The organism is Microbacterium sp. W4I20, assembly GCF_030816505.1.
GTDB lineage: Bacteria > Actinomycetota > Actinomycetes > Actinomycetales > Microbacteriaceae > Microbacterium.
In genome coordinates this window covers 1,441,296-1,466,539 of record NZ_JAUSYB010000001.1, presented here as the reverse complement: position 1 = coordinate 1,466,539, position 25,244 = coordinate 1,441,296, and the positions used below count along the sequence as shown (strand labels likewise).

Annotated in this window: 24 protein-coding genes; 12 read left to right on the top strand and 12 right to left on the bottom strand. The window is 69.3% G+C overall.

All coding sequences use genetic code 11. The features are described 5' to 3' along the window. Positions 1 to 136 precede the first annotated feature (136 nt). From QFZ21_RS07125 to QFZ21_RS07105, 5 genes are all read right to left on the bottom strand, one after another. Positions 137 to 1,228 (bottom strand): ABC transporter ATP-binding protein, encoded by a 1,092-nt coding sequence (locus QFZ21_RS07125; RefSeq protein WP_307375984.1) that lies wholly within the window; start codon positions 1,226 to 1,228, stop codon positions 137 to 139. Then, positions 1,225 to 2,019, bottom strand: coding sequence for an ABC transporter permease (locus QFZ21_RS07120; RefSeq protein ID WP_307375981.1), 795 nt, complete (start codon positions 2,017 to 2,019; stop codon positions 1,225 to 1,227). The genes QFZ21_RS07125 and QFZ21_RS07120 overlap by 4 nt, the downstream gene beginning before the upstream one ends. After that, a complete protein-coding gene (locus tag QFZ21_RS07115) occupies positions 2,016 to 2,966 on the bottom strand; it encodes an ABC transporter permease subunit (protein WP_307375979.1) in 951 nt (316 codons plus the stop codon). Before QFZ21_RS07115 ends, QFZ21_RS07120 begins: the two co-directional genes overlap by 4 nt. After that, positions 2,963 to 4,111 carry an ABC transporter substrate-binding protein gene (locus tag QFZ21_RS07110; RefSeq protein ID WP_307375977.1) on the bottom strand — a complete coding sequence of 383 codons (1,149 nt, stop codon included), beginning with the start codon at positions 4,109 to 4,111 and terminating at the stop codon, positions 2,963 to 2,965. Before QFZ21_RS07110 ends, QFZ21_RS07115 begins: the two co-directional genes overlap by 4 nt. Positions 4,112 to 4,235: 124 nt before the next feature. Continuing rightward, positions 4,236 to 4,751, bottom strand: a complete 516-nt coding sequence (locus QFZ21_RS07105; RefSeq protein WP_307375975.1) for a GNAT family N-acetyltransferase — start codon at positions 4,749 to 4,751, stop codon at positions 4,236 to 4,238. 25 nt (positions 4,752 to 4,776) lie between these two features. Here QFZ21_RS07105 and QFZ21_RS07100 point away from each other — a divergent pair, with 25 nt between their 5' ends. After that, on the top strand, positions 4,777 to 5,604 hold the full coding sequence (locus QFZ21_RS07100) for a TSUP family transporter (protein ID WP_307375974.1): 828 nt from the start codon (positions 4,777 to 4,779) through the stop codon (positions 5,602 to 5,604). A 151-nt stretch (positions 5,605 to 5,755) separates the two neighbouring features. On the opposite strand, the gene aspS is transcribed toward QFZ21_RS07100, so the two are convergent. After that, entirely contained in the window at positions 5,756 to 7,537 is a 1,782-nt protein-coding gene (gene aspS / locus QFZ21_RS07095) for an aspartate--tRNA ligase (RefSeq protein ID WP_307375969.1), read from the bottom strand. A 131-nt stretch (positions 7,538 to 7,668) separates the two neighbouring features. Here aspS and QFZ21_RS07090 point away from each other — a divergent pair, with 131 nt between their 5' ends. From QFZ21_RS07090 to ccsB, 6 genes are all read left to right on the top strand, one after another. Beyond that, positions 7,669 to 8,043, top strand: coding sequence for a DUF5684 domain-containing protein (locus tag QFZ21_RS07090; RefSeq protein WP_307375965.1), 375 nt, complete (start codon positions 7,669 to 7,671; stop codon positions 8,041 to 8,043). A gap of 1 nt (position 8,044) precedes the next feature. Then, positions 8,045 to 8,674, top strand: a complete 630-nt coding sequence (locus QFZ21_RS07085) for a histidine phosphatase family protein (RefSeq protein ID WP_307375963.1) — start codon at positions 8,045 to 8,047, stop codon at positions 8,672 to 8,674. A 119-nt stretch (positions 8,675 to 8,793) separates the two neighbouring features. After that, a complete protein-coding gene (locus QFZ21_RS07080; RefSeq protein ID WP_373426003.1) occupies positions 8,794 to 9,459 on the top strand; it encodes a TlpA family protein disulfide reductase in 666 nt (221 codons plus the stop codon). A 16-nt stretch (positions 9,460 to 9,475) separates the two neighbouring features. Next, entirely contained in the window at positions 9,476 to 10,279 is an 804-nt protein-coding gene (locus QFZ21_RS07075) for a cytochrome c biogenesis CcdA family protein (protein ID WP_307375961.1), read from the top strand. A 16-nt stretch (positions 10,280 to 10,295) separates the two neighbouring features. After that, the gene (locus QFZ21_RS07070; RefSeq protein ID WP_307375959.1) at positions 10,296 to 12,110 is read left to right on the top strand and encodes a cytochrome c biogenesis protein ResB; all 1,815 of its coding nucleotides are present in this window, start codon (positions 10,296 to 10,298) and stop codon (positions 12,108 to 12,110) included. Between the two features lie 5 nt (positions 12,111 to 12,115). Next, positions 12,116 to 13,093 carry a c-type cytochrome biogenesis protein CcsB gene (gene ccsB, locus QFZ21_RS07065; RefSeq protein ID WP_307375957.1) on the top strand — a complete coding sequence of 326 codons (978 nt, stop codon included), beginning with the start codon at positions 12,116 to 12,118 and terminating at the stop codon, positions 13,091 to 13,093. A 16-nt stretch (positions 13,094 to 13,109) separates the two neighbouring features. Here ccsB and QFZ21_RS07060 read toward each other — a convergent pair whose 3' ends face one another. The 4 genes from QFZ21_RS07060 to QFZ21_RS07045 form a co-directional block, all read right to left on the bottom strand. Further along, positions 13,110 to 13,976, bottom strand: coding sequence for an alpha/beta fold hydrolase (locus tag QFZ21_RS07060; protein WP_307375953.1), 867 nt, complete (start codon positions 13,974 to 13,976; stop codon positions 13,110 to 13,112). Between the two features lie 66 nt (positions 13,977 to 14,042). Continuing rightward, entirely contained in the window at positions 14,043 to 14,633 is a 591-nt protein-coding gene (locus QFZ21_RS07055) for a 2'-5' RNA ligase family protein (RefSeq protein ID WP_307375950.1), read from the bottom strand. 118 nt (positions 14,634 to 14,751) lie between these two features. Further along, positions 14,752 to 16,734: a YhgE/Pip domain-containing protein gene (locus QFZ21_RS07050; RefSeq protein WP_307375947.1), complete on the bottom strand. Its 1,983-nt coding sequence runs from the start codon at positions 16,732 to 16,734 to the stop codon at positions 14,752 to 14,754. Next, a complete protein-coding gene (locus QFZ21_RS07045; RefSeq protein ID WP_307375944.1) occupies positions 16,731 to 19,553 on the bottom strand; it encodes an efflux RND transporter permease subunit in 2,823 nt (940 codons plus the stop codon). The genes QFZ21_RS07050 and QFZ21_RS07045 overlap by 4 nt, the downstream gene beginning before the upstream one ends. Positions 19,554 to 19,689: 136 nt before the next feature. Here QFZ21_RS07045 and QFZ21_RS07040 point away from each other — a divergent pair, with 136 nt between their 5' ends. Beyond that, positions 19,690 to 20,313 carry a TetR/AcrR family transcriptional regulator gene (locus QFZ21_RS07040; RefSeq protein ID WP_307375941.1) on the top strand — a complete coding sequence of 208 codons (624 nt, stop codon included), beginning with the start codon at positions 19,690 to 19,692 and terminating at the stop codon, positions 20,311 to 20,313. A 23-nt stretch (positions 20,314 to 20,336) separates the two neighbouring features. On the opposite strand, the gene QFZ21_RS07035 is transcribed toward QFZ21_RS07040, so the two are convergent. Beyond that, complete coding sequence (locus QFZ21_RS07035; protein WP_307375940.1) at positions 20,337 to 21,314, bottom strand: o-succinylbenzoate synthase; 978 nt, start codon at positions 21,312 to 21,314, stop codon at positions 20,337 to 20,339. Positions 21,315 to 21,490: 176 nt separating this feature from the next. Here QFZ21_RS07035 and QFZ21_RS07030 point away from each other — a divergent pair, with 176 nt between their 5' ends. Then, on the top strand, positions 21,491 to 21,706 hold the full coding sequence (locus QFZ21_RS07030; protein WP_307375936.1) for a hypothetical protein: 216 nt from the start codon (positions 21,491 to 21,493) through the stop codon (positions 21,704 to 21,706). Between the two features lie 35 nt (positions 21,707 to 21,741). On the opposite strand, the gene QFZ21_RS07025 is transcribed toward QFZ21_RS07030, so the two are convergent. After that, on the bottom strand, positions 21,742 to 22,761 hold the full coding sequence (locus QFZ21_RS07025; protein WP_307375933.1) for a GNAT family N-acetyltransferase: 1,020 nt from the start codon (positions 22,759 to 22,761) through the stop codon (positions 21,742 to 21,744). Between the two features lie 146 nt (positions 22,762 to 22,907). Here QFZ21_RS07025 and QFZ21_RS07020 point away from each other — a divergent pair, with 146 nt between their 5' ends. From QFZ21_RS07020 to QFZ21_RS07010, 3 genes are all read left to right on the top strand, one after another. Continuing rightward, positions 22,908 to 23,240: a PadR family transcriptional regulator gene (locus QFZ21_RS07020; protein WP_282214350.1), complete on the top strand. Its 333-nt coding sequence runs from the start codon at positions 22,908 to 22,910 to the stop codon at positions 23,238 to 23,240. Position 23,241: 1 nt separating this feature from the next. Continuing rightward, positions 23,242 to 24,234 (top strand): permease prefix domain 1-containing protein, encoded by a 993-nt coding sequence (locus QFZ21_RS07015; RefSeq protein ID WP_307375929.1) that lies wholly within the window; start codon positions 23,242 to 23,244, stop codon positions 24,232 to 24,234. An 84-nt stretch (positions 24,235 to 24,318) separates the two neighbouring features. Then, positions 24,319 to 25,230, top strand: coding sequence for a 1,4-dihydroxy-2-naphthoyl-CoA synthase (locus tag QFZ21_RS07010; protein WP_307375924.1), 912 nt, complete (start codon positions 24,319 to 24,321; stop codon positions 25,228 to 25,230). The last annotated feature ends 14 nt before the right edge of the window (positions 25,231 to 25,244 follow it).

The following is a 25,244-nucleotide window of genomic DNA, read 5'->3' as shown; positions in this document are numbered from 1 at the left end:
CGGGGGGTCGACCGCTCGGCCTCACGCTATCCCTCCCAGTCCTGCCGAGGGAAGAGCGCCCGTCCTGCTCTTCGAATCGCGCAACTGGGGCTTATTCGGCCCCGATAGGCCCCAGTTGCGCGATTCGAAAGGTATATCAGCCGCGCGGGTGCACGGCCACGGGCTCCGGACGGACGGCGATGCGCACGCGGTCGCCGAAGGCGGGGCGGATGCCGGGGGCGTGCTGCACCCGCACGAGCTCGCCGGACTCCGTGCGCACCAGCGTCCGTCGCATGCTGCCGAGGAACGTGCTCTCCTCGACGAGCGCGTCGGTCGCAGCATCCGCCTCCGACGCGAAGTACACGTTCTCAGGCCGGAGGTACACGTCGACAGGCCCGTCGGCGGGGGTCTGCAGCGGCAGGGCCTGCCCCCACACCATCACGTGATCGCCCTCGGCCACGCCCGACACCACGCTGGAGAGCCCGACGAACGCGGCGACTCCGGCCGACGACGGGGTCGTGTACAGCTGCTCCGGCGAACCGATCTGCTCGATGCGTCCGGAGCTCATGACCGCGATCCGGTCCGAGACGGCCAGCGCCTCCTCCTGGTCGTGCGTCACGAACACCGTGGTGATGCCGAGGCGCAGCTGGATGCGTCGGATCTCGTCGCGCAGCTGCACGCGCACCTTCGCGTCGAGGGCCGACAGCGGCTCGTCGAGCAGCAGCACCTTGGGCTCGGTGACGAGCGCACGAGCGAGCGCGACGCGCTGCTGCTGACCGCCCGAGAGCTGGTGCGGGTACCGGTCGGCGAAGTCGGCCAGACCGACGAGGGCCAGGGCGTCGAGCGAGCGCCGCGCGGCATCCGCCTTCCCTGTTCCCCGCCGTCGCAGCCCGAAGGCGGTGTTGTCGCTCACGTTCAGGTGCGGGAACAGCGAGTACGACTGGAACACCATGCCGATGTCGCGCTTGTTCGTCGGCACGCGCGAGACATCGCCGCTGCCCAGGAGCACGGCGCCTTCGTCGGCACCCTCGAGCCCCGCGAGCACACGTAGCAGCGTGGTCTTGCCGCAGCCCGAGGGGCCGAGCAGGGAGACGAACTCGCCGGGTGCGATGTCGAGGTCGACGCCGTGCAGCACGCGGGTGCCGGCGTAGCTCTTGACGATGCCGCGCAGTTCGACGCGGGTGCCTTCGCCCGCCTCGGCGAGCAGCACGTTGTCGGCGGTGGCCGGAAGACTGTGGTCGAGCGTCATGAGCGGGCCTTTCGGGGGCCGCGTGCGAGGCGGCCGATGGCGAGGAGCAGGAGGAAGACGAACAGCAGCGCGAGGAGGGTGAAGATCGCCGGAGCGTAGGGATCCTGTTTGTTCGCGACCACCATGGCGGTCTGGAACACCTGACGGTTCAGCAGCGAGGCGATCGTGAACTCGCCCAGCACGACGGCGATCGAGATGAGGGATGCCGAGAGGAGACCCTGTCGCAGGTTCGGGGCGAGCACGGTCAGCACCACCGTCGGCCAGCTCGCACCGAGGGAGCGCGCGGCTTCGGAGAGCGTCTTGAGGTCGGCCGCGTCGATCGAGGCCTGGATGGACCGGAAGGCGAAGGGCAGCACGGTGATGCCGTAGGCGAACGCGAGCGTCCAGGTGCCGGTGCCGAGCGCGCGCCCGATCTGCAGGTAGATCGGCGCGAGACCGACGACGAGCACGATCGCGGGGATCGAGATCGGCAGCAGCACGGCGAACTCGAACACCGGCCTCAGCTTCGGGAAGCGCAGGTTCAGCAGGATCATCGTCGGCGCGAGCAGGAGGAGCACGATCACGACGGTCACCAGGGCCAGGATCAGCGAGTTGCCGAGGCCGGTCATGATCGGCTTGATCGCCGCGGCCGACGCCGGGTCGAACAGATCGATCCAACGGGCGAGCGAGAGCCCTCCGGCCGGGTCGCGCAGCGTGAAGAGCAGGGTCGACAGCAGAGGGATCGCGAAGAACGCGCCGACCACGATGCCGATGACCCACCGGGTGGTGAGCGACGGTCCGAGACGGTTCATGACTGCCACCTCGCTGCTCGGCGCTGGATGAGGGAGTACAGGCCCATGACGACTCCGACGACGACGATCATTCCGAGGGCGAGGGCCCCGGCGAGGTTCTCCCGGCCGAGCACCGTCTCGCTGGTGAGCGCGGTGCGGATCTGCAGCGGCACGATCTGCGATCCCTGGCTGGCGAGCGCCGCAGCGGTCGCGTAGGACGAGAACGAGTTCGCGAAGAGCAGCAGCAGACTTGCCAGGAACGAGGGGGCGAGCACAGGGATTCCGATGCGCAGCCAGAAGCTCGCGCGCGTGCCGCCGAGCGTGAGATTCGCCTCGGACCACTGCGGCTTGAGCGCCGCGAGGGCCGGCATGAACGTGATCACCATCAGCGGGATCTGGAAGTAGATGTAAGGCAGCACGAGACCGGGGAGCTCGTAGAGCCAGGTGCCGTTCTCGTAGATGTTCATCCCGAACGAGTCCCTGAGGAAGACGGTGATGACGCCCTGGATGCCGATGGCCGAGATGAACACGAAGGCGAGCATGACGCCGCCGAACTGCGCGAGGACTCCGGCCGCGGCATCCACCGTCGAACGGATCGCACCCTCCGGATTCATGCCGAGGAGCGCGTAGCAGACGAGGGCGCCGACGACGGCTCCCACGACGGCCGTCAGCAACGAGAGACCGGCCGAGTTGGCGAACGTGGTCAGGACGAGCGGGTCGCCGAGCGCCGACACGTTCGTCCAGGTGAAGGCGCCATCCTCGGTGAAGAACCCGGAGCCGACGGCCAGGACCGTCGGCACCGCGAGGAACAGGATCACGTAGGCGGCGAACGGCACGAGCCCCAGCCAGGCCCACGAGGGAGCGGACTGCCGGGCCCCCGCGTGCTGCGAGGACCCGGCGCCGCTCTCCTGAGGGGGAACGGGGGCGGATGCCGCAGCATCCGCCCCCGCGACGGTCAGTGTCGTCACTGGACGGCCGTCGCCCACTTCTCGCCGAGCAGGGTGCCGGCGTTCGTGGACTGCTCCTCGGTGGGGACGACGGTCTCGGCGGGCACCTCGGGGAGGGCTGCTGCGAGGTCGGCGTCGATCGTGCCGGCATCCGTCATCGCCTGCATGCGGGCCGGGCGCGCGCCACCCTTCAGCCACAGGTTCTGCACCTCGTCGCTGTAGAGGAACTCCTGCCACAGGCGCGCGGCTGCGGGGTTCGGGGCGTCCTTGTTGATGGCCTGGTTGTAGTAGCCGGCGTAACCGGTGCCGTCGAGCACGACGACCTTCCAGTCCTTGTTGCCATCGTCGCCCTGCGCGTGCGCGGCGTTCAGGTAATCCCAGTCGAAGACGACCGGGGTCTCGCCGCTCGTCACGGTGGCGGTGGTCACGTCGACCTTGAGCAGGTTGCCGGCCTTCTGCAGCTCCGAGAAGAAGTCGATGCCGGGCTGGAAGTCGTCGAGCGTGCCGTCGGACTGGACCGTCGCGAGACCCACGGCGGCGAACGCCGCGCCGGCCTGCGTCGGGTCGCCGTTGATGGCGACGGCGCCCTTGTAGTCGGCGCCCAGCAGGTCGTCGAGCGACTCGGGGGCATCGAACTTCGAGGAGTCGTAGCCGATCGACATGTACCCGCCGTAGTCGCCGACGAAGAGACCCGTCGGCTCCTTGAGTTCATCGGGGATGTCGTCCCAGGTCTGCACCTGGTACGGAGCGAAGGTGTCGGTGTTCTGCAGCGCGACCGTCAGGCCGAGGTCGAACACGTCGGGTGCCGTGTCGAGGCCCTGGTTGGTCTCGGCGGCCTGGATCTCCTCGGCGCTCGAGACATCGGGGGAGGCCTCGTTGATCGTGATCTCCGGGTACTTCTCGGCGAACAGGTCGAGGATCTCGCCGTAGTTGGCCCAGTCGCGGGGGAGCGCGATGACGTTGAGCTGGCCCTCGGCCTTGGCTGCGGCCTCGAGATCGGCGAACGTGCCGAAGTCGGTGACCGACGTCGCGGCCGAGGCGTCGACGTCAGAGCCGCCCTCGGGGGCGGCGTCGGCAGCGGTGGCGCAGCCGGACAGGGCGAGTGCGGCCGTGGCGGCCAGAGCGATGCCGGCGCCGAAGCGCGCGCGGCGGGTGTAGCGAGCCATGAATGTCCTCTCGGGTGACCGGCGAGCGCCGGTACGGGTTGCGAGAGGAGGCTATGGGCGCGGAGTTACCGGTCGGAGCGGTGCGGGTGAACGACCGATGTCCGGCGCGTGGCGGAAACGGTGGTCAGTCCTGCGGCACGGCGTACTTGAAGCCCTTGTGCGACCCGACGTAGCCGAGGTGCTCGTAGAAGCGGTGCGCATCGATGCGGCTCGCATCCGACGTGAGCTGCACCATCGCGGCGCCGAGCGCGGGGGCGGCGGAGTCGGACACCCAGCGCATGATCCCCGAGCCGATGCCGGAGGAGCGCAGGTCGCTGCGGACCCGCACGGCCTCGACGAGCAGGCGACGCGCGCCCCGACGGGCCATGCCGGGGATCGACGTCAGCTGCAGCGTGCCGACGATCACACCGTCGCGTTCGGCGACCAGCAGGTCGTTCGACGGATCGGCGAGGATCTCCCGCAGCCCCGCGACGTACGCGGGGCGGTCTTCTTCGGATGCCACGTCACCACGTGCCGCACTGACCGGGTCGTCCGCGAGGAGCGCGATGACGGCATCCGCGTCCTCCGGCGTCGCGCGGCGCAGGGTCGCATCGCCGATGCGCGACTCGAGGACGTGGGGCAGGGGGAGGGCGTCGAGCATGGCCCCAGTCTGACATCCTGGAGGGATGGACATCGGCGCGCTCCTCGGGCTCGAGCAGCTCACGTGGGGCATGCTGATCCTGATCGTCGTGGCGGCTTTCTCCGCGGGCTGGATGGATGCCGTCGTCGGCGGCGGCGGACTGCTCCAGCTGCCCGCGCTGCTGCTGATCCCCGGGATGACGCCCATCCAGGCCCTCGCGACCAACAAGTTCGCATCGGTCTTCGGCACGGCGACGAGCAGCGTCACCTACTATCGACGCGCGAAACCCGACATCCGCACAGCGCTGCCGATGGCGGGCATCGCGCTCGCCGGTTCGTTCGGCGGCGCAGCGGTCGCCACTATCCTCCCGCCGGCCGCTTTCAAACCGATCATCGTGGTCGCACTGCTGGCCGTCGCCCTGTTCACGGCGTTCCGTCCGAAGATGGGTGCTGCCACGCAGCTGCGCTTCCAGGGGCGCAAGCACCACATCATGGCCGGCGCGGCGGGTCTCGCGATCGGCTTCTACGACGGCATGATCGGACCCGGCACGGGCACGTTCCTGGTGATCAGCTTGGTCGCGCTGCTCGGCTACGACTTCCTGCAGGCGAGCGCCAAGGCCAAGATCGTGAACTTCGCCACGAACCTCGGGGCGCTGCTGCTGTTCATCCCGCACGGGTCGGTGCTGTGGCTGCTCGGCGGCATCCTCGCGGTGGCGAACATCGCCGGCAGCTACCTCGGGTCGCGGATGGCGATCGCGCGCGGGACGGGCTTCATCCGCAACGTGTTCCTCGTCGTCGTGATCGGGCTCGTCGGCAAGCTCGGATTCGACGTGTGGAACGAGAACATCGCGCCGGCGCTCGCGCTGCTGGGCTGAGCGCTCCGGACGGCATTGCGCGGTTCGCAAGGCCGCATTCCCGGCATCCGTCCTTTCGGAGCGCACGAAGCCTTGCGAGGCGCCCGGATTTCTCGCGACCGCACACGACAAGACCCCGTGCTGCGGAAAGCACGGGGTCTCGTCGGTCGGCTCAGGCCTCGTCGTCCTCGGGCTCGAAGTCGACGCCGGCCTCGGCGCGCTGTGCGGGCGTGATCGGCGCGGGAGCCGCGGTCAGCGGGTCGTAACCGTTGCCCGACTTCGGGAACGCGATGACCTCGCGGATCGACTCGGTCTTCGACAGGTGCTGCAGCACGCGGTCCATGCCGAGCGCGATCCCGCCGTGCGGCGGGGCGCCGAACTTGAACGCGTCGAGCAGGAAGCCGAACTGCTCGTCGGCCTGCTCGTCGCTGATGCCCATGACCTCGAACACGCGCTTCTGCACGTCTTCGCGGTGGATGCGGATCGATCCGCCGCCGAGCTCGGAGCCGTTGCAGACGATGTCGTACGCGTAGGCGAGGGCCGACGCGGGGTCGGTGTCGAACGTGTCGGCGAACTCCGGCTTGGGGCCGGTGAACGCATGGTGCACGGCCGTCCAGGCCCCGGCGCCGACGGCCACGTCACCGGATGCGACGGCATCCGCCGCAGGCTCGAACATCGGCGCGTCGACGACCCACGTGAACGCGAACTCGTCGGGGTTCAGGTAGCCGAGACGGCGACCGATCTCGACGCGGGCGGCGCCGAGGAGCGCGCGGCTCTCCTTGGTCGAACCGGCGGCGAAGAAGACGCAGTCACCCGGCTCGGCGCCGACGAAGGCCGCGAGGCCCGCCTGCTCGGCCTCGGACAGGTTCTTCGCGGCGGGGCCGCCGAGCGAGCCGTCCTCGTTGAACAGGACGTACGCGAGACCGCGGGCTCCGCGCTGCTTGGCCCAGTCCTGCCAGGCGTCGAGCTGCTTGCGCGGCTGGCTCGCGCCACCCGGCATCCGCACCGCACCGACATACTCGGCCTGGAAGACGCGGAACGGCGTCTCGGCGAAGTACTCGGTCGCCTCGACGAGCTCGAGACCGAAACGCAGGTCGGGCTTGTCGGAGCCGTACTTCGCCATGGCGTCGGCGTAGGTCAGGCGGGGCAGCGGGGTCGAGACCTCGACGCCGATCGTCTTCCACATCGCGACGACGAGCGACTCCATCAGCGCGATGACGTCTTCCTGGTCGACGAAGCTCATCTCGATGTCGAGCTGCGTGAACTCCGGCTGGCGGTCGGCGCGGAAGTCCTCGTCGCGATAGCAGCGCGCGATCTGGAAGTACTTCTCGACGCCGCCGACCATCAGCAGCTGCTTGAACAGCTGCGGCGACTGCGGCAACGCGTACCAGCTGCCGGGGCTGAGGCGAGCAGGCACCAGGAAGTCGCGGGCACCCTCGGGCGTCGAGCGCGTGAGCGTCGGGGTCTCGACCTCGGTGAAGTCCTCGCCGTGCAGCACGTCGCGGATCGCCTTGTAGACGTTCGAGCGCAGGCGCAGGTTCGAGGCCTGCGCCGGACGACGCAGGTCGAGGTAGCGGTACTTGAGGCGTGCCTCTTCTCCCACGGTCTCGGTGTCGGCAACGGCGGTCGACACCTGGAACGGCAGCGGAGCCGACTCGTTCAACACCTCGACGTCGGTCGCGATGAGCTCGATGTCGCCGGTCGGCAGGTTGGGGTTCGCGTTGCCCTCGGGGCGTCGCGACACCTCACCCGTGACCTGGAGCACGAACTCGTTGCGCAGCGGGTGGGCGATCTCCTCGTCGCGGATCACGACCTGGGCGATGCCCGACGCATCCCGCAGATCGATGAAAGCGACTCCTCCGTGATCACGACGGCGATCGACCCACCCCGCGAGGGTGACGGTCTGACCGATGTGCTCGGCTCGCAATGAGCCTGCCGAGTGGGTGCGAAGCACGGAGGATTCCTTCTGATCTGGGAAATGGTGAACCCGCCCATTCTACGGGGGACGGCGGAAGGCTCCCGGCGTCGTTCCCCCGGCACGACATCGATCGTCAGTATGATCACCACGACAGAAAGGGCCCATCCATGGACTCCAACGGCATCGCCGATCTCTACGCTCAGATCTTCTCCGGCACCAGCGGACTGATCGCGCTCGTGTTCTACGTGCTCGTCGTCATCGGCCTCTGGAAGGTCTTCACGAAGGCCGGGCACCCCGGCATCCTCGCGATCATCCCGATCGTGAACGTCGTGTTCCTCGTCAAGATCGCCGGCATGTCGGGCTGGTTCGCGCTGCTGTACCTGATTCCGATCGTGAACATCGTCTTCGGCATCATCGTCGCCATCAAGCTCGGTGAGCGTTTCGGCAAGGGCGGTCTGTTCTCCTTCTTCCTGCTGTTCGTCTTCCCGTACATCGGGTACCTGATCCTCGGCTTCGGGGACGCGCGCTACACCAAGGCCTGAGATGCCGGCATCCCGCCTGCACCTGGTGCGCCACGGTGAGGTGCACAATCCGCGGCGCGTCCTGTACGGGCGGCTTCCGGACTACCACCTGAGCAAGGCGGGACGAGGCATGGCGAGGGCTGCGGCGGATCACGTCGCGGCCCTCGATCGGCCGATCGTCTCGCTGTACTCCTCGCCGTTGGAGCGTGCACAGGAGTCCGCCGAACCGTTCGCCGAGAACTTCGACCTCGTGCCCGAGATCGACGTGCGGATCATCGAGCCGACGAACGTGTTCGAGGGCACGCAGATGCGGCGCTCCCTGCTGAACCCGTTCAACTGGTGGCATCTACGCCAGCCGGCGACCCCGAGCTGGGGAGAGCCGTACGCCTCGATCGCCGAGCGGATGCTGGGCATCATGGACGAGGCCTGGAACGCGGCCGACCAGGGGGACGTTGTGATGGTGTCGCACCAGGCGCCGATCTGGATCACCCATCTTCGGGTCGCGGGCCTGCCGCTGCGGCACGACCCGCGCACCCGGCGCTGCGCGCTGTCGAGCGTGACCTCGTTCGAGCGCGTCGGCGATGTCTGGCGCGAGGTCGCGTACGCAGAGCCTGCGGCGACCAGCGGCGCGGTCGACGTGGGCGCTGTCTGAGGCCGGCTTTCGAATCGCGCGAATGGGGCGTTTTCGGCGGCGCAGACCCCTCCTTGCGCGATTCGAAACCTCGCGGGCGCCCGGCGCACGCATAGGAACCCGCCCGTAAACTGGGAATCGTGCCTTCCGCGAATTGGGTCCCCGAGTCTGTCGAAGGGTCGATCCGCAGCGACCGCCACTCTCGCAGCCGGCTTCCCCGTCGTGCGATCCGAGCCGCCCTCGCCGCGGTGGTCGCCATCGGCCTCAGCGCCTGCGCTCCCGATCCGGTGAGCGAGTCGTTCCTCAGCGGAGAGAACACGGGCTACGTCGCGGCCGACGGTGCGATCGTCGAGATCCCCGAGGCCGACCGCGGCGAACCGGTGGACTTCGGCGGCGTCAGCGAGACCGGCGACAAGCTCGACAGCGCCGACCTCGCGGGCCAGGTCACCGTCGTCAACTTCTGGTACGCCGGCTGCGCGCCCTGCCGGGTGGAGGCCGCCGCCCTGCAGGGCGTCTGGGAGGAGTACGAAGGCGAGGGCGTCTCGTTCGTGGGGGTCAACACCCGCGACCAGGCCGACACCGCCGTCGCCTTCGCCGAGGAATACGGCGTCACGTACCCCAGCCTGATCGATGTCGACACGGCCGAGGCGAAGCTCGCCTTCGCCGAGGTAACCCCGATCGCCGCCACGCCGACCACGCTCGTGCTCGACAAGCAGGGCCGCGTCGCCGCGCGCATCATCGGCCCGATCGACGGCACCTCGATCCTCTCCACGCTCGTCAAGGACGCGCTCGCGGAGTCCTCATGACCGCCGCGAGGACACCGTGAACCCCGGCGACATCATCGAGTCCGGAGCCCTCTGGCTCTCGATCCCCGTCGCCATGCTCGCGGGGCTGGTGTCGTTCCTGTCGCCGTGCGTGCTGCCGCTGGTGCCGGGGTACCTCGGGTTCCTCGGGGGAGCGGTGCAGCCGCGCGCCACTTCGTCTCGCTCCGCTCGCTCAGCAACCGACTCGGGCCCCGCTCGCTCGGCTACCGAAACGGCCACCGCCACGCGTGGCCGGCTGGTCGTCGGCGTGCTGCTGTTCATCCTCGGGTTCAGCATCGTGTTCGTCGCGATCACCGCTCTCAGCGGCACGGTCGGCGTCTTCCTCCTGCAGTGGGGCGACCTCATCACGCGCATCCTCGGGGTCGTGATCATCCTGATGGGCCTCGTCTTCCTCGGACTCTTCGGGTTCGCGCAGCGCGAGCTGCGCTTCCACGTCGACTGGAAGTACGGCGTGATCGGCGCCCCCCTGCTCGGCATCGCCCTCGGCATCGGCTGGGCGCCCTGCATGGGACCGACCCTCACGGCCATCGTCGCCCTCTCGTTCAACGCCGGCGACCCGGTGCGCGCGAGCTTCCTCGGCCTCGCCTACTCCCTCGGCCTCGGCATCCCGTTCCTGCTCGTCGCGCTCGGCTTCGGCTGGGCGACGAAGACGATCGGGTTCCTCCGCCGGCACATCCGTGTCGTGAATATCATCGGCGGCGTGCTGCTCGTCGTGCTCGGCATCCTGATGGTGACCGGCCTCTGGACCGACATCATGTCCCGACTGACGGCGGTGATGGGCAGTGTCCTCCTCCCGCTCTGAGAATCTCAAGGATGCCGTGAACAGCGACACCACCAGCGATCCGCTCCGCCCGTCCGACCATGTCGACGGCGATGACACGATCACGCAGCCGCGCCTCGGCCTCGTCGGCTGGCTCCGCTGGGGCTGGCGGCAGCTGACCTCGATGCGCACGGCGCTGGTCCTGCTGCTCGTCCTCGCGATCGCCGCGATCCCGGGCTCGATCTTCCCGCAGCGGATGGCCGACCCCAACGGCGTCACCCAGTGGGAGCGCGACAACCCCGACCTCTTCCCGGTGCTCGACGCGCTGAAGCTGTTCGACGTCTATCTGTCGCCGTGGTTCTCGGCGATCTACCTGCTGCTGTTCGCCTCGCTCGTCGGCTGCGTGATCCCGCGCATCCGGCACCACGCCAAAGCGCTGCGTGCTCTTCCGCCGCGGACTCCCGCTCGGTTGCAGCGGCTCGAGGACTACCGGACTGTCGTGCGGGACCCTTCGTCAGGCTCAGGGGCCGAAGGGTCAGGCTCAGGGAACGATGCAGCGAAGGCGGATGCCGGAGCCGCGGCATCCGAATCCATCGACGTCGCGACCAAGCAGTTGAAGGCGCTCGGGTACCGCGTCGAGCGGTACGACCGCGGCACGACGTTCTCGGTCTCGGCCGAGCGCGGGTACTGGCGAGAGACCGGCAACCTGCTCTTCCACCTGGCGCTCGTCGGGGTGCTGGTCACCGTCGGCATCGGCGGCGGGTTCTCGTACACCGGGCAGCGGGTGCTGGTCGAGGGCGAGACGTTCGCGAACACCCTGGTGGACTACGACTCGATGAACCGCGGACGCTTCGTCGGCGACGACGCCCTCGCTCCTTACTCGATGCGCCTCGACTCGTTCGACGTGACCTACGTGCCGTTCGGCGAGCCGGGTTCCGGGCAGGCCGCGAACTTCTCCGCCAACGTCACGACCCAGCAGGGCGGCACCGAGAGCACCGGCGCCGTCAAGGTGAACGAGCCTCTTCCCGTCGCCGACGACGACGTCTTCCTGCTCGGCAACGGCTACGCACCGACCGTCACCGTGCGCGACCCCGACGGGAAGGTCGTGTTCAAGAACAGCACGCCGTTCCTGCCGCAGGACAACAACATGACCTCGCTCGGCGTCCTCAAGATCGCCGACGGACTCGCGGAGCAGGTCGGCCTGGTCGGCTTCTTCTACCCGACCACCGGCATCCTCGACAGCGGGGCGTTCTTCTCCGCGTACGGCGACCTCACCAACCCGACTCTCACGCTCGACGTGTACACCGGCGACCTCGGCATCAACGAGGGTGTTCCCCGCAGCGTCTATGTGCTCGACACGACCGGCATGACCAAGCTCACCGGGCGCACCACCGACGTCGAGTCGATCGAGCTGACCCCGGGCCAGACCGCCGAACTGCCGAACGGGCTGGGCACCGTGACGTTCGACGACGAGTCGCCGGCGGGAGCGACCGACGCCTCGCAGTCGGTCAAGCGCTTCGCCTCGCTGCAGATCCACCGGGACGACTCCGGTCCTTGGGTGCTCGGCTTCGCGCTGCTCGCCCTCGGCGGCCTGATGCTCGCGCTCTTCGTGCCCCGTCGTCGCGTGTGGGTGAAGGCCACGGCCGCGGATGGCGCCGTCTCGCTCGAGTACGCGGCCCTCGCTCGCGGCGAGGACCCGACCCTCGCCGGAGCCCTCGACGATCTCGTCACCGGTCACGCGCGACTGCTCGATGCGGCGGGCGGCACGACGGCCCGCGCGGCCGACGACAGCGCCGACACAGACACCCACTCCGATGCGGATGCCGACGCCGAAGCATCCGACCCGTCATCCGACACCCCGAAAGTAGACTGAACACCATGCTCGAGCTCAACGTGATCTCGCCGGTCCTGCTGTGGACGGCGATCGCGGTCTACGCGGCGGCCTTCGTGGCCTACGCCTTCGACCTCGCGCGGCGTTCGCAGGCGACCGCCGACGCGCAGACCGTGCGCGAGCCGGCGCTCGTCGGAGCGGGCGGCGGCTCGGCGCGCAGCGCTTCGGGCCCGGCAGGTGGCGTCGACGCGCCTCCGCAGCGCTTCCTCATGGCGCGGATCGGCACGTCGCTCACGGTGCTCGCGTTCGTCTTCCACCTCGCGGCCGTCGTGACCCGCGGCATCGCGGCCGGTCGTGTGCCGTGGGCCAACCTGTACGAGTTCGCCATGATGGGCACACTGCTGATCGTGGCGGTGTTCCTGATCGTCCTCAGCCGCATCGACCTGCGCTTCCTCGGCACGTTCATCACCGGCCTGGTGGTGGTGCTGCTCGGACTCGCGGCAACCAACTTCTACGTCATCGTCTCGCCGCTGATGGACCCGCTCAAGAGCGTGTGGCTCGTGATCCACGTCTTCGTCGCATCTCTCGCCACGGCGTTCTTCGCGCTCGCCTTCGCGCTGTCGGTCATCCAGCTGATGCAGTCGCGGCGCGAGCGTCTGATCGGCGAGTCCGCCGAGAAGACCGGCCCCGGGTTCCTCCGCACCTTCCCGGGCGCTGAGCGGCTCGAGAGCCTGGCCTACCGCTTCACGATCATCGGGTTCATCCTTTGGACGTTCACCCTCATCGCCGGCTCGATCTGGGCGTACTACGCGTGGAGCCGCTTCTGGGGCTTCGACGTCAAGGAGACCTGGACCTTCGTGATCTGGGTCATCTACGCCGGGTACATCCACGCTCGCGCGACCCGCGGCTGGCGCGGAAACCCGTCGGCCTGGCTCGCGATCGTCGGCTTCTCGGCCGTGATGTTCAACTTCACGATCGTGAACGTCTTCTTCAAGGGCCTGCACGCCTACTCCGGCCTGAACTGATCCGGAGCAGGCCGCCTCAGGTCCGGTCCAGCACCTCGCGGAGTTTCGCGGCGAAGGCCTCGGGCTGGCCGGCGTAGCCGAACTCTCCGCCCATGAAGCCGCCATGGTGGCTGGGGAAGACCGTCGGCTCCTGCCCGAGCTTCTCGGCCAGGGCGATCGAGGTCCGACCGGTGTAGACCTTGATCGACTCCTCGCCCACGGCGACGACGATACGGGTCGGCGAGGCCTGCAGAGCCTCGATGTCCGGCTCGTAGAGGCAGACCGCCCAGGAGACGTCGGACAGGAGCGGGTCGCCCCGAGAGCCGTCATCCTCGGTCGGCATGCCGAACGCGGCGGGGTCGGGCGCCGGTTGCGCGAGGTACTCGTCGGTGACCTGGCCTTCCCATGCGGTCATCGCGATGAACGCCGCCATGCCCGCGCCCCATCCCTTCTCCTCGTACACCCGGGTGTAAGCGATCCGCGCGCGGTGCACGGCCTCGGCATCCGGAAGGACGCTGTCGATGGGCGGCTCATGGGCGACGAGGGTCGCGACGTCATGCGGATGCGCCGTGACGAGGGCGAGCGCGCTCACCGCGCCCCCGCTGCTCGCGAGCATGTCGACGGGGCCCGCGCCGAGCGCCTCGATGAGGGCGTGGAGGTCTTCGGCCTGGGTCTCCGGTTCGTTCGTGACGGAGCCGTCCTTGCGGGTGCTCCGGCCCAGACCCCGCGGGTCGTAGGTCACGACGGTGCGGTCGGGGAAGAGCGCGACCTGAGCCTGGAAGCCGCTCGCGTCCATCGGCTGTCCGACCATGACCAGCGGCGGCCGGCCGTCGGCGGTCGGCAGAGGGCCGTGCACGTCGTAGACCAGGTCGACCTCTGCGAGCTCGAGTGTGTGCTGCGTCATGGGCGGCCTCCTCCGGGGAACGATCTCACTGGGATGCTAGGGGCGCGACGGGTGGAGCGCCAGAGGCTAGGCGCCGAGAGGGATGACCTCGGCGTGCTCGGCGCCATCCTCGTACCAGACGAACTCGGCCTCCGCGATGGTCTCGCTCGGCTGCCAGGGGAGCTCGCTGACGGAGGCCTCCGCGAACTCCTGCCAGGCGGCGGCGTCGAGTCCCTTGCCGTAGACGACCGACAGGTGGAAGGTCCAGTCCTCGACCCCGCGCTCGTCGAGGCGGCGGAAGTCGGTCTGCTGGAGAGCCGTCGTGAGACTCGTGTACGCGGAGATGAGGCTCCCGGTGCGGGCCAGCCGCACGATCAGGATCTGCCAGGGCGTCGGGAACGCGTCGATGGCCTCCGCCGTCACGTCGATCGGATGCTGCTCTGCCGCCCACCCGCGGATCACCGCGGCCAACTCGGTCCGACGCTCCGGTTCGTCGAAGCCGCGGAGCGTGACGTGCTCGGTGTGCGGATGCCGTGTGTCGGCGCCGAGGCGCGCGAGTGCAGCATCCTGCACCTCGCGGTAGAGGGAGGAGACTCCGACGACCGGCCGCAGGACGAGGTACTGCTGCCCCTCGAGCGAAGCGAGCTGGTCGGGGGTGTCCATGATCGGGCGGCGCATGTCGTGAGCCTATGCCGTCGTGCACGACTTCGGATGGCGGCTCGGACACGCCGCGGGCCAAGGGGCGCCGCACGGCGTGTCCGGTGCCGTCTCCGAAGTCGTGACCGGCGAGGCCGGGTCACGCCGTGGCGAGGACCGCCTTCGCCGACGTCGTGCGACGCATCGTCACGGCGAGCGTCGTCGCGACGAGTGAGAGCACACCCCAGACCACCAGCGAGGCGACCGCCGAGCCGTTGCCCGCGATCAGTCCAGCGAACGCGGGAGCTGTCGGAAGCGCGGCTCCGAGGCTCGCGAGCCAGTCGGGCACGGTCGAGATGAGTCCGGTCGCGACGGCCAGCACGCCGATGAGCGCGGCGACCCAGCGTCCGACTCCGCCCAACAGTGCGACGAGAGCCTGGTTCACCGCGGCGAAGGCGATGCCCGCGAGGACGGCGGTCCCGGCGAACGCCCACCACGCGGCGGCGTCGTAGCTGGCGATGAACTGCACGACCAGCGAGACCAGCAGACCCTGCCCTGCACCGATCAGCGCGGCCGGCGCGAAGGCCCGCAGCGTCAGAGCCGCGGAGGAACGCCGAGACGTGAGCGTGCGGGCGGTGTGCGCGCGCATCACGATGAACGACGCCAGTGCCCCGAACCACAGGACCACGGCAGCGAGCAGCGGGATGGCGGTCGGCCCGAAGATGGTGTTCGTCGACGAGTTCGTCGACACCGGGTCGGCGATCACCGAGGCGAGGGACGTCGACTCCTCGTCGCTGAACGAGGGCAGCGAATCGGATGCTGTGCGCAGCCCACCCGCGAGATCTCCGGTGCCGGTGGCCAGGGTGTCCAGACCGGTCGCGAGCTCGGTCGTGCCGGTCGCGAGCTCGGTCGCACCGTCGGAGAGCTGGCTCGCACCGGTGGCGAGCGAACGGGCTCCGGCAGCCGACTGGTCGATGCCCTCGCTCGCGAGCTGGTTCAGGCCGCCGGCGAGCTGCGTGGCGCCCGCTCCGGCCTGCGACATGCTCGACGCGAGGGTGCGGAAGGTCCCCGGGATCGCGGCAACGCCCGGTGCGACCTGGGGGTTGTTGAGCGTTCCGGATGCTGTGCCGGCCGACTTCGCGGTGACGCCGGCGTCTGCGGCAGCGGCGGCGAGCTGGTCGCACATGGCCTGGCCGTTCGTCGCGGGAACGCACGCAGCGGCCATGGCTCCGAGGTCGTCGGCGAGTGCCGCCGACTGCGCCGCGGCGCTCTTCGCAGAGGCCGATCCCGCCTGGATGGCACCGACGAGCTGACTGATGCCGCCGACGTTCTTCTGCAGTTCGGCCGCCCCGCCCGAGAGCCCGGCGCCGATCTGTCCGGCCCCGGTCGCGGCCTCGCGCGTCTTCGTGGAGATGGTGTCGAGGCCGGAGGCGAGCGACGACGCACCGGTGCTGAGTTCTCCTGCGCCCGATGCCAGCTGCGTGGCTCCGTCGGGGATCTCGGCCGCGCCGTCGGCGGCATCCCGAGCGCCCTGGGCGAGCTTCACGGCGCCGTCGGCCGCGTCGCCGATCTGGTCGCCGATGGTCGTGAAGCCGACGAGCACGTTCTCCGTCGTCGCCTCGGTGAGCATGGTGCCCATCGTCGACGCGGCGACATCGGCGATCTGGCCGGTGATGAGGTCGTCGGCGACGAGGCCGTCGTCCGGCGTCGTCACGGTGATCATGGCTTTCTCGGCCTTGTCCGCTGCGGCGCCGCCGCCGTCGGAGATCGCCTGCCCGGCGGAGGTGGCCGCCGCGGAGAAGTCCTCGGGGATGGTGATGACCGCCTGGTACGAGCCGTCGGCCAGTCCGTCCGCAGCATCCTCCTCGTTGGAGATCACCCAGGTGAGGTTCGAGTCGAGTTCATCCGAACCCTCCACGAGACCTGAGGCGAGCTGACGGCCGAGGGGTGTGACCTGGTCGTCGATGGTGACCGGCTCGTCGAGGTTGACGATCGCCGCGGTCATGGAATCCAGGCGCTCGGTGGGGTTCTGCAGTGCCGCGACCAGGATGCCGCCCACGGCGGCCGGCAGCAGCAGGATGCCGAGGATCGTCAGCCACGTGATGGGCTTGCGGGAGCGTGCGCGCTCGATGGGGAGGGTCATGCGGTCACCTCGGAGGATTCGGTGGCGGTACGGCGCGGAGCGCGCGTGTCGAGGGTCTCGGCGGTGGGCCAGCCGGCCTCCGCGAGGATGCTGCGGGCAGCGTCGGCATCGGATGCCGTGGCGAACACGGCGAGCGGTCGGCTCGCCGCAGCATCGCGCAGCATGGCCGTGGCCTGATCGCGCTGTCCGCCGCTGAGGCGGTCGAGTCCGTCGATCACGACGACTTCGGATGTGCCGCGCAGGGCTTCGGCGAGGTCGCCGAGGGCGGCATCCGCGTCGTCGACGAGCACGCACCCGACGTGCGATCGCACCCAGGCTGCGCGGCCCGGCAGGAGATGACCTGCGACGCGGAGGCGACCGTCGGTCGGGGCGATGCGTCCGGCGATGGTGAGCGCCAGCGCACGACGAGAGCGGGAGTCACCGCCGTTCGCGACGACAGCCTCACCGGCCGCGAGCCGCAGAGACAGGCTCTCGATGACCGGGGCGTCGGCGCTGATCTCGAGGCCGTCCGCCGCGACGACCGAATCGTCGCCGGGCCACGACGCCAGGTGGCGCTCGCGTTCGACGGCCTCGCCCTCGATGTCGACGTGGGGGAGGATCTTCTCGAGCCAGCGCGGGATCTCCCACGCGCGCTCGCCGAGGATCGCCATGAGCGCGGGGATCAGCGTCATCCGCACCAGGAAGGCGTCGATCGCGATGCCCGCGGCGAGGCCGAGCGCGATCGGCTTGAGCGAAGAATCGCCCTCGGGGACGAACGCGACGAAGACGGCGAACATGATCAGACCGGCCGCGGTGACGACTTTCGCCGAGCCGCTGAAACCGCTGCGCACGGCGCGCAGGGCGGCCGCGCGTCGGGTCGCCCGATCGACACCCCCCGGTCCCTGAGCCTGACGAAGGGCGGGGTCGTGCACGAAGTCCTCCCGCATGCGGGAGACGAGGAACACCTGGTAGTCCATCGCGAGGCCGAAGAGCACGCCCATCAGGATGATCGGCATGAAGCTGATGATCGGACCGACCTTCGCGACGTGCAGCAGGTCGGCGAACCAGCCCCATTCGAAGACCGCGCCGACGACGCCGAACGCCGCGACGATGGAGAGCAGATAGCCCAGTGCGGCGGTGATCGGCACCCACAGCGAGCGGAACACGATCGTGAGGAGGATCAGCGAGAGCCCGATCACGAAGATGCCGAACGGCAGCAGCGCGTTGCCCAACTGATCGGAGATGTCGATGCCGACTGCGGTGAAGCCGGTGACCTTGAGGTCGATGCCGAACTCATCGAGCCACTCGTCGTGGTGCGACCGCAGTTCGCGGACGAGATCCGCCGTCGCGGGATCGTCGGGCGCGGTCTCGGGGATGATCTGCACGATGCCGGTGTCGGCGGTCTCGTTGGGGGTCGCGAGGGCGACCTCCTTCACGCCGGGGACGTCGGCGACGGCGTCGCCCAGGTCTTCCATCAGCGTGAGCGGATCGGTGGAGGTGACGATCGTGCCGGTGAGGATCATCGGTCCGTTGAATCCGGGACCGAACTCCTCGCCGACGAGATCGTAGCTCTGTCGCGCCTCGGAGTCCTTCGGGAGCACCCCGGCGTTCGGGAGGGCGAGGTTGAGGCTGAGCGCCGGGACGGCGACGATGCCGAGACCGAGGACCACGGCGAGCGACACCAGGATCGGATGCTTCGTCACGCCGTTCACCCAGCGGGCGCTGCCCTTCACACGTTCCTTGGTCGGCTTCGCGCGTTCGCGCTCGCCGCCGTTCTCGGACGAGGAGGAGGTCTTCTTGGTGCGGGCGCGCGGCGGACGGCCGGCGACCCTGCCCTTCATGAAGCCGAGCATGGCGGGAGTGAGGGTCACAGCGATCGCGACGGCGATGGCGACGGCGACGGATGCCGCGATGCCCATCGTGGTGAGGAACGGGATGCCGGCGAAGCCGAGGCCGATGAGCGCGATCAGGACGGTGACCCCGGCGAAGACGACGGCGGATCCCGCGGTGCCGACGGCGCGCGCGGCGGATTCCTCCGGATCGACTCCTTCGCGCACCTGATCCTGGTGTCTCGCCATGATGAACAGCGCGTAGTCGATGCCGACCGCGAGCCCCAGCATGAGGGCGAGGAGGGGAGTGGTCGACGAGACGGTGGCGAACGCGGTGGCGGCGAAGATGCCGGCCATCGAGATGCCGACGCCGAGGACGGCGGTGAGGAGCGGGAGGCCGGCGACCACGAAGGAGCGGAACGTCACGATCAGCACGAGCAGGGCGATGAGCAGGCCGACGGCTTCGGTGAGCGTCAGACCCGGGATGGACGTGGCGAACAGATCGCCGCCGAGAGCCGTCTGTGCGCCGTCGGGGAGCTCGGCCGCGAGATCATCGGATGCGGCGCGGAGAGCATCCTTGGTCTCGTCCGAGACGTCGGTCGATTCGCCGTCGAACTGCAGACGCACGATCGCGGCCGTCTCGTCGTCGTTGATCATGCCGCTGACCATCTCGTCGTAGGGCGAGTTCGCGGCGAGCACGCCGTCGAGGTCTCCCAGGTCGTCGACGGCCTGCTCGATGTCGTCCCGATAGGGATCGTCGGTGACCTTGTCGCCGTCGGCGGCGACGACGATGATCTGGGCGCTGGTGCCGCTGACCTGCGGGAAGGAGCGGGAGAGCTGCTCGAGGCCTGCCTGCGACTCAGTGCCGGGGATGGAGAACGAGTTGTCGGTGCCCGCTCCCAGCACGAGCGCGCCCGCCCCGGCGATGCCGAGGGCGAGGAGCCAGGACATGAGGACGCGCCACGGATGCCGATACGACCAGCGACCGAGCGAAGACAGGAGAGTGGACACGCGTTCCTCCGAGAAGTGATGCCGATTGGATACACAGGTGTATTCAATACATAGATGTATCGTAAAGTGACCCGCGCGCCGGAGCCTGTGTGCCGGGTGTGAATCGTGCGAGAGTGAAGGGCCAGGAGGTTTCTCGATGACGACACCCGCGACCCGCAGTCGCGAGAACACGCGAGCGCGTCTTCTCGAGGCGGCGGCACAGGTCTTCGCCGAAGTCGGACTGGACGGTGCATCCGTCGAGGCCGTGTGCGAGCGCGCCGGATTCACCCGGGGGGCGTTCTACTCCAACTTCGAGTCCAAGGACGAGCTCTTCCTCATGCTCTCGGCCAGTGTCGCCGAGGAGCGGGTGAATGCGGTCCGGACCCAGGTCTCGGAGATGACCGCGGAGGGCGCGCTCTCGCCCGGCTGCGATCCGATCGATCTCGTGCAGAGGGTGATGGAGCTCGGGAGCGATGACCGCCTCGGAGTGATGCTGATGAGCGAGATCCGCATCCGCGCGCTCCGCGACCCGCAGTTCGGCATCGCCTACCTGGCGCAGGAGCGGGAGATGGTCGCGAGCATCGCGCAGATCATCGAGGACATCGCCGCTGTCGGCGTCTTGAAGCTGCACCTGCCTGCGGAGGAGGCGGCGCTCATGCTCATGATCGTCTGGGAGGGCATGACGGTTCGTGGCGCCATGGCCGGCCAGGACGACGCGGGGCTCCGCCGCTCAGGCAGCGACGAACTCGGGCGACTGGTGCAGTTGCTCGTCGCCGAGTAGTTCGAGAGGGCCGGGCGCGGCGCTCAGGCTGACGCGAGCACCGCGTGGCAGCGCTCGAGCCGCTCGAGCCACCAGTCGCGGCGGTCGTCGGAGGCGGCGAGATGGGTGAGAGCCGCGGCATCCGGCGTCACCCGCCCGACGGGGATCGACCCGTCGACGGGCCGCAGCTCGGCGACGTCATCAAGGAACAGCGATGAGGTGCCGAGTCCGCAGTCGTAGTCGAGGTGGGGGAGTGCTGCCGCGAGGGCGGCGCCCTGCGACAGGCCGATCGCGGTGTCGAGCGCGCTCGAGACGACCACGGGGAGGCCGGCCGCCGTCACGATCTGCAGCGCGTGGGTCACTCCGCCCAGCGGCTGCGCCTTGATCACGAGGATGTCGGCGGCGCGGGCGCGTGCCACGGCGAGCGGGTCGGACGATTTGCGTACGCTCTCATCCGCGGCCACCGGGATGCCCATGTACTTCACGCGCTTTCGCAGGTCGGCGAGCTCCGGCACGGTCGCGCACGGCTGCTCGACGTACTCGAGATCGAACTCGTTGAGCGCGTGCAGGGCGTGCTCGGCCTCATCGACGTTCCACACCCCGTTCGCATCGATGCGGATGCGGCCCTCGGGGCCCATCGCCTCGCGCACGGCGCGCACCCGCGCCACATCATCCGCGAGAGTCTGACCGGGCTCGGCCACCTTCACCTTGGCGGTTCGGCATCCGGCGAAACGCGCCATCAGGTCGGCCACCTGCGAGGCGTCGACCGCAGGGATCGTGGCGTTGACGTGGATGCGGTCGCGCAGGGCATCGGGCTGCCTCCGCCAGGCGAAGTCGATGGCCGCCGCCAGCCAGGTCGACGCCTCGGCATCCTCGTACTCGACGAACGGGGAGAACTCCGCCCATCCCTCCGGCCCCTCGAAGAGCAGGGCCTCTCGGGTGTCGACGCCGCGGAAGCGGGTGTGCATCGGGAGGGAGACGACTCGGGCGGAGGCGATGAGGTCTGCGAGCGGGGGGAGCATATGCCCATTGTGCCCCGGCGCTGTCGCTCACCACCGAGGGCCGGGTCGTGTCGGCGGAGCGATGATCCCATTCCGGCATACTGCTCGCGTCTCTTTCGCGCGGCTATCGGGGCTTCTACGCTGACGGCGTCGACCCGTGGGGTGTCGGCATCCAGAAGCCAGAGAGAAGGTTCGCCATGAAGAAGAAACTGCTCAAGATCGCCGCCGTCGCCGGTGTCAGCGCCGCGTTCGTCATCGGAGGTGCGTCGGCTGCATCGGCCGATGCCGACTTCAGCAACGTCTGGGGCTGTTCGCGCACGACCGGGGAGGACTACTACTCCTGCAGCGACAACCGGGGGAACAGCTGGTACACCGACCGGCCGGACTGGAACCCGTTCTGGAACATCATGTGATCACGGGGTGAGCGCGCGTCTTCCGCGCGCTCACCTCATTCCAGCCGCTTCTGCAATTCCCCCATGCGCTCGCTCGGGCGGAAGCCGAGGAGGGTGTTGACGGCCAGCATCTGCGTGTTGGACTCGGCGTTATAGGTGAGCACCGTGCGCGTCTGCGGGCTCTCGCGCTGCAGCATCCGGAGATTGGCGAGCTTCACGGCCGTGCCGAGCCGGTGTCCGCGGTCTGCCCGCCGCACGAGCGTTCCCCATTGATAGGCGTTCCCGTCGTCGCCGGAGACGACGAGCTGAGTGAAGGCGGCTGCTTCCCCCTCGGGCGTCGACGCCAGCGTGCCGAAGGAGACGCGCCTCTGACGGGTGATGAGGTCTTCGTTCTCGCGGATGCTCGCCACGTCGGGCTTCGCCGGCTCGATGTCGAGGTCGCCGCTGGGAGCCTCGGTGTCGACGGATGCGTCGAGGGCGGCCCACCCCTCCACGACGTCCTCCGGCACGGGCCCGACCCAGCTGTGGATCCGGTATCCACCGACGGCCGTGGCGAGCTCGGATTCGAGTCGATCGATCAGCGCGGGGTCGAGCGGAAGGTCGAGGCGGTTCTGCACGTCGCCCAGTGCGAGGTCGTATCCGTGGCGTCGCGCGAACTCCCGCCCGGGTGAGCCCGCTCCGTCGGAGCCGAGGGCGTGAGGCCAGGCCGCGGTGCTCTGCACGACGCGACGCCCGGATGCCGCGGCCTCGGCTTCGAGGTACGACAGGGCTGCCGAGCCCACACCGCGCCGGCGATGTTCCGGCGGCACGCTGATCGAGAGATGGGCGACGTGCGTGTTGTCCTTGAGCGGAAGCCCCAGACCGGCCGAGCCGACGACCTCTGATCCCTCCCGCAGAAGGAAGATGCGGCGGTCCACGACGGCGGAAGGATGCTGCAGTGCGCTGCGCGTCTCTTCGCGGGTCCAGACCGGGGTGTCGTCGCCGCGGTCCGCGCGCTCGGCGGCCGCATAGGCATCCCACCACGCATCGACGCTCTCGTCGTCCGCCGGGTCGACGGGTTCGATCTGCACGCTCATCCGTCCACCCTAGGTGCGCTCCCGTGGCACTTTCTGCGGCTTCGTGGCCGCTGAAGCCGCAGAAAATGCCACGGGAGCAACGGGAATTGGCGGCTACATAAACGTGTGATTGACAATGCTGTGTGACGCACAGTAACGTGTGAGCCATGAACGAAACCCTCGACACGCACCTGCAGGAGCTGCGGCGCGGCACCATCGTGCTCGCCTGCCTGCAGCTGCTGCGCTCGGCGGGCTACGGCTACGGGCTGCTCGAGGAGCTCGAGCGCCGCGGCTTCGCCACCGACGCGAACACGCTGTACCCCCTGCTCCGCCGGTTGGAGAAGCAGGAGTACCTCACGAGCGAGTGGAACACCGACGAGGCCAGGCCCCGCAAGTTCTATCGCACCTCGGAAGCCGGGATCCGGCTCGCCGACACCCTCACCGACGAATGGCGATCCCTGACGACCGCGATCGCGTCCCTCACCTCCGAGGAGAACTGACATGCCTACGACGACCACTCTCACCGAGAAGTACATCAGCGCCACGATCCGCAGCCTGCCCGCGACCTCGCAGGCCGACGTGCGCGCCGAGCTCGAGGCGTCGATCGCCGATGCGGTCGAAGCCCGCACCGATCAGGGCGAACCTCGCGACTCGGCCGAGCGCGCCGTCCTCACCGAGCTCGGCGACCCGGGGGCCCTGGCCGCCGACTACGCGGATCGCCCGCTCCACCTCATCGGACCGCGCTACTTCCTCGTCTGGTGGCGACTGTTCAAGCTGCTGCTGTGGATCGTCCCCGCGTGCGCAGCATTCGGTGTCGCGATCGCGAAGATCCTCGAGTTCGCCACGATCGGCGAGACCATCGGTGCGATCGTCGTGGTCATCATCCAGGTGATCGTCAACCTGGGCTTCTGGACCGTGCTGGTCTTCGCCATCCTGGAGCGGACGGTGCCGGTCCCGGAGGCGCAGTGGACGGTCGACCAGCTTCCGGAGCACTACGAGACCCGCGCCGGCTGGTCGGAGATGATCGGCTCGGTCATCTTCCTCGCTCTCGCCGCCGCCGCGATTCTGTGGGACGCGCTGCGCGGCTTCGTCCGGGCGGACGGCGAGGCGCTGCCGATCCTGAACCCGGAGCTGTGGCCGTGGGGGATGACCGCGCTGCTCGTGCTCATGATGGCCGAGCTGGCGCTCGCGATCGCGGTCTACCGGGTGGGCCGCTGGACCGTCCCGCTTGCCGTGGTCAACACCGTGCTGGCCGTCGCGTTCGCGGTCCCCGCGCTGTACCTCCTCATCACGGGACAGCTGGTCAACCCGGAGTTCCTGAACTACCTGGCGACCGAGCACGGCGAGGAGCTCGCTATGGCGAACGCCGGAGCGGCCGAGCAGGGCGGCGTGTTCCGGGTCGTCACGACCGTGTTCGCCGTGGTCACCGCCGGGATCGTCGTCTGGGACATCATCGACGGATGGGTGAAGACCGCCCGCGCTCGCCGCGCCTGACAGCATCCGCACGAAAAAGAGCGCCGTCTCCCTCGGGAGGCGGCGCTCCGTCGTTCTCGGAGGCCGGGGAATAGGGTGGATGCCGTGACCACCGCATCCGTCTCCGATCTGTTCGACCCGGCCGAATGGGTGCTCGCGCCCGGTGCCGAGGACTACACCGACATCACCGCGCATGTCACCCACGACGGCGGTGTCGCCCGCATCGCGTTCAACCGGCCGGAGGTGCGGAACGCCTTCCGTCCGCACACCGTCGACGAGCTGTACCGAGCGCTCGACATCGCCCGCCAGGACTCGAGGATCGGTGCGGTGCTGCTCACCGGGAACGGGCCGAGCCCGAAGGACGGCGGCTGGGCGTTCTGCTCCGGCGGCGATCAGCGCATCCGCGGACGCGACGGGTACAAGTACTCCGAATCCGAGACGGTGGTGCAGGATGCCGCGCGCGGCGGCCGGCTGCACATCCTCGAGGTACAACGCCTGATCCGCTTCATGCCGAAGGTCGTCATCGCGGTCGTCCCCGGGTGGGCGGCCGGCGGAGGGCACTCGCTGCACGTCGTGTGCGACCTGACGATCGCTTCGGCTGAGGAGGCGCGTTTCAAGCAGACGGATGCCGACGTCGGCAGCTTCGACGCCGGATACGGCTCCGCGTACATGGCTCGGCAGACCGGGCAGAAGTTCGCCCGCGAGGTGTTCTTCCTCGCCGAGGAGTACTCCGCGCAGCGCGCCTACGAGGCCGGAGCCGTCAACCGGGTCGTCCCGCACGCCGACCTCGAGCGCGAGGCGCTGAAGATGGCGCGCACCGTGCTGACCAAGTCGCCGACGGCGATCCGCATGCTGAAGTTCGCCTTCAACGCCGTCGACGACGGGCTGGTCGGCCAGCAGGTGTTCGCCGGTGAGGCGACGCGTCTGGCCTACGGCACCGACGAGGCCGTCGAGGGTCGCGACTCGTTCCTCGAGAAGCGCGACCCGGACTGGTCGTCGTTCCCCTGGCACTACTGAGGCCGGGGCGATGC

Bases quoted from the DNA above. Each gene is read 5' to 3' on its own strand.
- QFZ21_RS07035 (WP_307375940.1), bottom strand. From the start codon at position 21,314: ATGCTCCCCCCGCTCGCAGACCTCATCGCCTCCGCCCGAGTCGTCTCC.
- QFZ21_RS07100 (WP_307375974.1), top strand. From the start codon at position 4,777: ATGGACATCGGCGCGCTCCTCGGGCTCGAGCAGCTCACGTGGGGCATG.
- QFZ21_RS07030 (WP_307375936.1), top strand. From the start codon at position 21,491: ATGAAGAAGAAACTGCTCAAGATCGCCGCCGTCGCCGGTGTCAGCGCC.
- QFZ21_RS07090 (WP_307375965.1), top strand. From the start codon at position 7,669: ATGGACTCCAACGGCATCGCCGATCTCTACGCTCAGATCTTCTCCGGC.
- QFZ21_RS07055 (WP_307375950.1), bottom strand. From the start codon at position 14,633: ATGCGCCGCCCGATCATGGACACCCCCGACCAGCTCGCTTCGCTCGAG.
- ccsB (WP_307375957.1), top strand. From the start codon at position 12,116: ATGCTCGAGCTCAACGTGATCTCGCCGGTCCTGCTGTGGACGGCGATC.
- QFZ21_RS07085 (WP_307375963.1), top strand. From the start codon at position 8,045: ATGCCGGCATCCCGCCTGCACCTGGTGCGCCACGGTGAGGTGCACAAT.
- QFZ21_RS07050 (WP_307375947.1), bottom strand. From the start codon at position 16,734: ATGACCCTCCCCATCGAGCGCGCACGCTCCCGCAAGCCCATCACGTGG.
- QFZ21_RS07110 (WP_307375977.1), bottom strand. From the start codon at position 4,111: ATGGCTCGCTACACCCGCCGCGCGCGCTTCGGCGCCGGCATCGCTCTG.
- QFZ21_RS07015 (WP_307375929.1), top strand. From the start codon at position 23,242: ATGCCTACGACGACCACTCTCACCGAGAAGTACATCAGCGCCACGATC.
- QFZ21_RS07025 (WP_307375933.1), bottom strand. From the start codon at position 22,761: ATGAGCGTGCAGATCGAACCCGTCGACCCGGCGGACGACGAGAGCGTC.
- QFZ21_RS07105 (WP_307375975.1), bottom strand. From the start codon at position 4,751: ATGCTCGACGCCCTCCCCCTGCCCCACGTCCTCGAGTCGCGCATCGGC.
- QFZ21_RS07060 (WP_307375953.1), bottom strand. From the start codon at position 13,976: ATGACGCAGCACACACTCGAGCTCGCAGAGGTCGACCTGGTCTACGAC.
- QFZ21_RS07120 (WP_307375981.1), bottom strand. From the start codon at position 2,019: ATGAACCGTCTCGGACCGTCGCTCACCACCCGGTGGGTCATCGGCATC.
- QFZ21_RS07020 (WP_282214350.1), top strand. From the start codon at position 22,908: ATGAACGAAACCCTCGACACGCACCTGCAGGAGCTGCGGCGCGGCACC.
- QFZ21_RS07125 (WP_307375984.1), bottom strand. From the start codon at position 1,228: ATGACGCTCGACCACAGTCTTCCGGCCACCGCCGACAACGTGCTGCTC.
- QFZ21_RS07040 (WP_307375941.1), top strand. From the start codon at position 19,690: ATGACGACACCCGCGACCCGCAGTCGCGAGAACACGCGAGCGCGTCTT.